This window comes from Candidatus Limnocylindrales bacterium (genome assembly GCA_035559535.1).
Taxonomy (GTDB): domain Bacteria; phylum Moduliflexota; class Moduliflexia; order Moduliflexales; family JAUQPW01; genus JAUQPW01.
In genome coordinates this window covers 133,463-140,062 of record DATMBG010000042.1, presented here as the reverse complement: position 1 = coordinate 140,062, position 6,600 = coordinate 133,463, and the positions used below count along the sequence as shown (strand labels likewise).

Annotated in this window: 4 protein-coding genes and 1 pseudogene; 1 reads left to right on the top strand and 4 read right to left on the bottom strand. The window is 62.6% G+C overall.

What is annotated here, in order from left to right; genetic code table 11:
- The 4 genes and pseudogenes from VNM22_15600 to VNM22_15585 all read right to left on the bottom strand — a co-directional run.
- A partial coding sequence (locus tag VNM22_15600; protein HWP48586.1) for a hypothetical protein occupies window positions 1-1,369 on the bottom strand: 1,369 nt, incomplete at its 3' end.
- Window positions 1,366-4,350 (bottom strand): helicase-related protein, encoded by a 2,985-nt coding sequence (locus tag VNM22_15595; protein ID HWP48585.1) that lies wholly within the window; start codon window positions 4,348-4,350, stop codon window positions 1,366-1,368. The genes VNM22_15600 and VNM22_15595, both read right to left, overlap by 4 nt.
- Window positions 4,351-4,471: 121 nt before the next feature.
- Window positions 4,472-4,891, bottom strand: a pseudogene (locus tag VNM22_15590) (type I restriction-modification system subunit M N-terminal domain-containing protein).
- Window positions 4,892-5,347: 456 nt separating this feature from the next.
- On the bottom strand, window positions 5,348-5,581 hold the full coding sequence (locus VNM22_15585; protein ID HWP48584.1) for a hypothetical protein: 234 nt from the start codon (window positions 5,579-5,581) through the stop codon (window positions 5,348-5,350).
- 389 nt (window positions 5,582-5,970) lie between these two features.
- Between VNM22_15585 and VNM22_15580 the strand changes: the two genes are divergently transcribed.
- Window positions 5,971-6,324 carry a phage integrase N-terminal SAM-like domain-containing protein gene (locus VNM22_15580; GenBank protein ID HWP48583.1) on the top strand — a complete coding sequence of 118 codons (354 nt, stop codon included), beginning with the start codon at window positions 5,971-5,973 and terminating at the stop codon, window positions 6,322-6,324.
- Window positions 6,325-6,600 lie beyond the last annotated feature (276 nt).

Sequence of the window (6,600 nt, the reverse complement as noted above, 5' to 3'; positions counted from 1 at the left end):
CACCGCCGTGCGCCCCTACTGGCCCTTCACTCGCCACTCGCCACTCGCCACTCGCCTCAACCACCGGGTGGTAGTCCAGGAGGCTCTCGTACACCGAGCCGAGTTCCTCGACGTCGAGGGCAGCATAGTTGACCCGACGCGGCGGCGCGGAAGGCGACTCACGGTAATACGCGAGATGCCAGAACGCCTCGAGGAAATCGCGGTTGGCGATGGTGCAGGCGTCGAGATGGCAAGGCTCGAAGAGTTCGCCGTTGAGCGGCGGCGCACCCAAAAGCGCGGCGTAATTTTCGTCGCAGAGTACTTTCCACAGTACCCTGAGGCTGCACCAGATGTCGTCGTGCTCGGTGTAGGCGCTGCGCCTGTCGAGGAGCCGCCGCAGGCGCGCCACGCCGTAGTGCTCGCGGTACAGGGGCTCGGCACTGATCAGGCCACGATCCTCGGAGACCAACAGAAACAGGAGCCGGTACACGAGGCGCAGCAGTTGCTGGTAGAGTTCCTCCGGACTGAGCGGCCGTAGTCCACTACTCGCCACTCGCGATTCGCCACTCGCTCCTAGCGCCACACGCTGCCGAAGCTCGCTGTTCTCCGAGTGCGCGAGGAAGCCGTTCGCCAGGCGCTTGATGCATTCCTCGACGCCGTCGCGCAACCGCTCCCGCACCCGGCCGCCTTGCTCGAGGCCGCGCTGGTAGTACCGCTCCAGAAGGCAGTCCCGGGCGTCGGCCACTGACCGCGGTAGCCGCGAGCGGTGGAGGAGGCGAAAGAGGACGGAGAAGTCGAGGAAGCGCTGCTCCTCGAGAATCTGCGCGAGGTCGAACTCGACATAGGCCTGGCGGCGCACGTAGGTGCTGTCGCGCAGGAGGCGCAGGGTGAGGCCGTTGGTGACGATCCCCCAGAGCTGCTCGCTGCGGTTGAGGAACTCCTGCACCAGCGAGTGCGGCGCGAGCCGCGGCCGGCCCGTCGGGGCGACGCGGCCCAGCTCCTGCCGCGCGCCGACGATGTGTACTGGCGGAGCGTCCTCCATTTCTCCAGCGCGATGGGAGATGGCGAAGGTGAGGCCATCCACCTCGTAGGCGCGCGGGTTGTACCGGAGCTCGTAGCCCAGAAGACTCAGAAACGGGATCATCCAGGCGTCGCGGGTGACGGAAGTCGCGAGATCGTCAGCGGCAAGCCGTTCCAGCCGCCGCTGGAACACCTCCCACTCGGCGCGCGCGTCAGCGAAGACACTCGCAATCTCGTCGGTAAGGCTTCGCCCGCCATCGAGACCGAAGTCTTTGGGGTTCTGCCCCGGAAGATCACCGGCAAGAACCTGCTCCAGCGTGTCCGGCCCGAGCAGGCCACCTTCGATGCGAATACCCGGAAAGATGGTCATGGCTGCACCACCGGTTGCAGGACGAGGATTCCCAGGAGATCCGGGGGAAACTGGGGCTTCACCTCAAGCCCGCGCACGCGCAGCGACACCGCCTGGCGGATCCGCTTGTGGGCGTCGGTCAGCTCGGCAGCGCGCCGGGCCACGCGATCCCGGATCGCACTCTGGAGCGGATGGTCCGTCCCCCACTCGCCGTTCGCGGCTCGCCAGTCGCCGATCCCTTGCAGTGCTCGCTCCACCAGCTCCCGCTTTTCGGCAAGTGGAATGTTGGCATCGGGCTTGGTCTCGGCCAGTAGCTCGAGGGCGTCACCGGGTTCTAGCCATTCCGCGTCGGCCGGGTCTGCTCCCGAGAAAGCCAGCACCAACACTTCCTCCGATAAGAGAGGCCGCAGTTGAGGTTGTTCCACCAGGTAGCGCACCCGGAGCAGCAGGATCGTGGTCAGTAGGGGCGCACGGTCGTGTACCCCTGGCGCATGGTCGTGTACCCCTGGCGCACAGCCATGCGCCCCTACTGACCGGGTGCGTATGACTCCGCACCGAGACACGATTCTGTTCGCCGTTCGCCATTCGCTATGCGCCCCAACCAGTGCCTCCTCGAAGAGGAACCGCGCCAGGGTTGCGACGAATCGGTGGTTGCGGCCCAGGTATTCCGCCCCCTCCGGGGTCGGCGAGTCGAAGCTCACGAGCCAGGATTTCGGCGAGTGGCAAGCAGCGAGTAGGGCGTGGCGTGTGAGAACAAAACGAATCGGTTCGGGGACGGTGGCGAGCGCTTCTGCGGAAAGGGGCACACGCCACACCCCGGGGCGCTTGGTGTCTTTCTGGATGGCGAGGCCGATCCGCTGCGCCGCGGCGAGAACGAACTCGCGCACGGCCGCGGGATCGCCGAGGACGGCGTCGGTGGCTTCGAGCTCGCGCTGCACCTCCTCGGGCTTGAGCGCGCGCTGGGCGAAGCGCGTGCGATTGATCCGCTCGCGCTCGGCGTCCCGTTCCCAGCGCCGGTGGAATTTATCTACTTGCGGAACGCCGAGGTCGAGCGCGAGCTGCGTGCCCGTACGGCGGCGCTCGCGCAGAAACAGCGCTTGCAGCACCGCCTCCATCACGCTCTCGCCCTCCTCGGGCACCGGAACGTATGTACCCAGAGCGCGATGGATCTCGCGCGCTTTGTCGAGCAGGACTTCGATCACCACCCCGTCGACCGGGTTGTCCCGGCCGAAGAAGCGGATCGCTTTGACCTTTTTGGCCGGCTGGCCGTAGCGGTCCACGCGGCCTTCCCGCTGCTCGAGCCGGTTCGGGTTCCAGGGAAGGTCGTAATGGACCACCGCGGTGAACTTCTCCTGGAGGTTGACGCCCTCGGAGAGGCAGTCCGTGGCGACGAGCACCCTGGGCCGCTCGGGGTCGATCGCTTCGATCTTCGTCTGCCGCTCCTCGTCTCCCAGCCGGCCGGTGACGCACACCACCTGCACCTCGGAAGCCAGCGCCTCCCGCAGGTGCTTTTCCAGATACTCGGCGGTGGCCACGTAGCGGCACCACAGGATCGGGTGGAAACCCTGCTTCAAAAGGTCCCGGACGATCTCGATGGCACGTGCCAGCTTCGTGTCGCTCGCAGGCCCGTGCAGTCCCTCGGCCAAACGAGCCAGCTCCCGCAACCTGCGCCGCTCGGTATCTCCGACGACGTCAGCGGTCGCTTCGATCGGCGGCGTCGGCGCCTCGTCGTCCGTTCGCTCATCCGCGGACTCGAACACGAACGGCCGAAACTCGGCTTCTTCCTCCTCGCCGAGATGTCCGCCGGCGCGGTTGCCGATCGCGGCGGCCGCTGCGGCGGGGCTCGACATCACGCAACGAAGCAGAGCCAGGGCTCCCCAGTAGCGCACCCGACGTTGGCGCTCCTCCAGGGCCTCGCCGGTCCGCACGATCTCGGAGCAAAACGCGTAGGTACGCTCGAAGAGTTCGCGGTACGGATCGGGGAGTGCGTAGGTCTCGTCTGCTGTCTCCCGCTTCGGGAAACAGGTGGCCGCCTCCCAGGTTTGCTCGATGTCGCGGCGCGTGCGCTGCACGAAATGGCGAGCCAGCTCGATCCGCTGCTCTTCGGTGAGTTCCGTCAGATTCCAGCCCTCGAACTCCGGGCGCAGCAGGCCCAGGAGCGAGCGAAACGCCTCTTCAATCCCCGAGTGCGGCGTGGCCGTGAGGAGGATCAGATGGCGGTCTTCGTTCTTAGCCACTTCGCGCAGCAACGCGTGACGCTCCTGCTGGGCGCGGCCCTGAGCTGCCGCGGCACCGTGCACCTCGTCCACGATGAGGAGTTCAGGGCAGAACTGCAGGAACTGGTGCCGGTTGCGGTCGGTCTTGACGAAATCGAGGCTCGCCACCTGGACCGGGAAGTGCTCGTAGATACTTCTCCCTGCCGGGACCTGGCGTTCCAGGTGGTTCACGGTCCCGGACCGGATCACTACCGGCTCCAAGTCGAACTTCTGCGCCATTTCCGCCGCCCACTGCTCGCAGAGGTACGGCGGGCAGAGCACGCAGAACCGACGGATCTCGCCGCGATCGAGCAGCTCTCTCGCGATGAGCAACGCTTCGATGGTCTTGCCCACGCCCACGTCGTCGGCGATGAAGAGCCGCACCGGGTCGAGGCGCAGCGCCATGAGCAGCGGCACGAACTGGTAGGTCCGCGGGCGGATCGAAATGCGCCCCAGGGAGCGAAAGGGAGTGGCGCCCTCGCGGAGCACGAGCCGCGCCGCCTGCCACAGGAGATGCGCGCTCGCCGCGTCCGACACGTCCGCGGCCGTCGGCAGGGGGAACGACGCGGGTGTGACGCGCTCGAAGGGCAGGTCGTAGCCAACGAGATTTGCCAGGTGTTTGTGCACCCGGACCACGTCGTCGGTGGTGCCGGTAAGGGGCCGGAGCACGAACACGTCGTCCGTTTCTGCGGGCAGCAGCACCCACTCGCGGTTGCGACAGCGGACGATTGAGCCGGGGTTTAACATCGTGCACCTTCCGTGTCTATCATAGCAAAAAGCTGCCTCTTGATAGGAATTGATTCGCATACATCTCTCTTCCCTTGCTCGCTCGCTCCTCACTCGCCAACTCCCTCGCCTGCGTGAGTCGCTACGTCAGCGGAAAGACCCACCGCTGGCCACGTGATGTCGTGTCCAGCGTAGACCTGGCGTCGTCCTTGGAAAGCCCTCCCTTGAGGGAGGGATTGTCTTGCTCGATGACCACCAGTGCTTCCCGGCGTCGGGAGCCCCCGGCTCTCGCCGTGGGGTGGTTGACGAGCTGGCCGATGGTGGGGTGGCGGGTATTCTTCTGAAGGTGCAACCAGCACGCCTCAAACGAAACCCAGAAGATGTTTTCGGCCCGGCACTCGTCAGGGTCCTCGGGGTCGGCGCCCTCGTTGCGCTCGACTTCAAGCTTAGCGTGGTGGGCTTCGAAGGCGTCTGAGATGTACGTGAGCAAGAGCAGACCGAACACGACATGCTTGGACTCGGCGGCGTCCATGGAGCCCCGCAGGGCGTTCACCGCCGCCCAGAGCTGAGCCTCGAAGCCGAAGGGGCTGCGGTGCTGCTGGCCGGACTCTTCTTACCCGTTTTCCGTCGCGTCATTCTTGCTCCATCATCTTGGTGCTTGCAGGCAATCTGTGCGTAGGGCGTCTAACGGCACCGAGCTCTGCTGCAGCGAGCCGAGGGAGCAGCGGCTGAGCTCGGTGCCGCTAGCCCGCTTTCCTTCCCATCACAAGACGAAACGTTCGTACTCATCGTGACCACCAATCCAAAACCATGTCACCGCGTCACCTTCAAGAAGCCCAAAGCGCGATAATCACGTCCCTTACAGACCAAACATTCTCTTCGCGATTGATGCACTTGAAATGCAGGGAAGGATGAAATGGACTCTGTGCTCACAAACGATAGGCTTTCCTGGCGCTGCGCTTGATGGCTTCGCTGAGAGACTCATAGGCTGCCCAGAAAGATGGCAAAGTGGCCAACTTCATAACCGCTCATAGTCCATTGGTTGTGCGTGCCCTTGGGCAATTTCTTGCTTCGCACGACGGGCAACGGCCACTAACTGGGGTTGTGTTCGTTCAAACAAGCGATCCCACTCCAGTTCGTCCTGCAGGTCTGCAAGATACTCGCGCAGATGCTCGACCACCTGCTCTTGCACCGCTTCCGGCAAGGATTCCAGCATTTTTGTCACTGTCCTGATAGCTGCCGTAGACGCCATAGTTACACCTCTTTCAAATATGATATCTTACGTGAATTGTACTCACCCGTGTTGGATGAAGCAAGGCGGACTAACTATGGACTATACGGAATCCGCGTCTTTTCCCTTCTGAGACGTCTTATACAGATTCCATATAAGACGTCATAAAACGTCCTCAGGGTTGCATTTGCGGAAACCTTCTTGTCTAATAATAATTGAGCATAATTTATATCTTTTTATATCTTTGTCAAGTTGCATTTGCGGAAACTTTCTTGTATAATAATCCCAAAGGTATTCTCTTGCTATATGGCCTGATTTACCTTACTTGCTAAACAGTAGAGCACAAAAACCACCACTAAACAAGACTGAGGAAACCCCATGGAACCAAAACCCAAAAAGTTCCTCATCAGGTGCGTGATGCCCTGCGACTCAAACACTACTCCATCCGCACCGAAAACGCCTACGTGGACTGGATCCGACGCTATATTCTGTTCTATAACAAACGTCACCCCAATGAAATGGGTAGCACCGAAGTCGAAGCCTTCCTTACCCATCTGGCGGTGAAGGAAAACGTCGCCGCATCCACACAAAATCAAGCCCTCAGCGCCCTCCTGTTCCTTTACCGCGAGGTGCTGAAAAAGGACCTGGGCGTAATTTACGCCCTGCACGCTAAAAAACCGAAACGGTTGCCCACTATCCTGACCCAAGAGGAGGTGCGCCGGGTCCTCAACCACCTGTCCGGCACCCGCCTTCTGATGGCCTAACTCCTCTACGACTCCGGCCTGCGCCTGATGGAATGCCTAAGACTGCGGGTGAAGGACATTGACTTTGCCCAACGAGCCATCGTCGTTCGGGACGGCAAAGGTGACCAGGACCGGGTGACGCTGTTACCTGACAGCCTCATCCCCCCCTCCAGGAACACCTGCAGCGCGTGAAGCGCCTGCACGAGGAGGATCTGGCTAAAGGCTATGGCGCCGTCTACCTACCCTATGCCCTGGAGCGCAAGTACCCTCATGCCAACCGGGAATGGAGATGGCAAT

Bases quoted from the DNA above. Each gene is read 5' to 3' on its own strand.
- VNM22_15585 (HWP48584.1), bottom strand. From the start codon at position 5,581: ATGGCGTCTACGGCAGCTATCAGGACAGTGACAAAAATGCTGGAATCC.
- VNM22_15595 (HWP48585.1), bottom strand. From the start codon at position 4,350: ATGTTAAACCCCGGCTCAATCGTCCGCTGTCGCAACCGCGAGTGGGTG.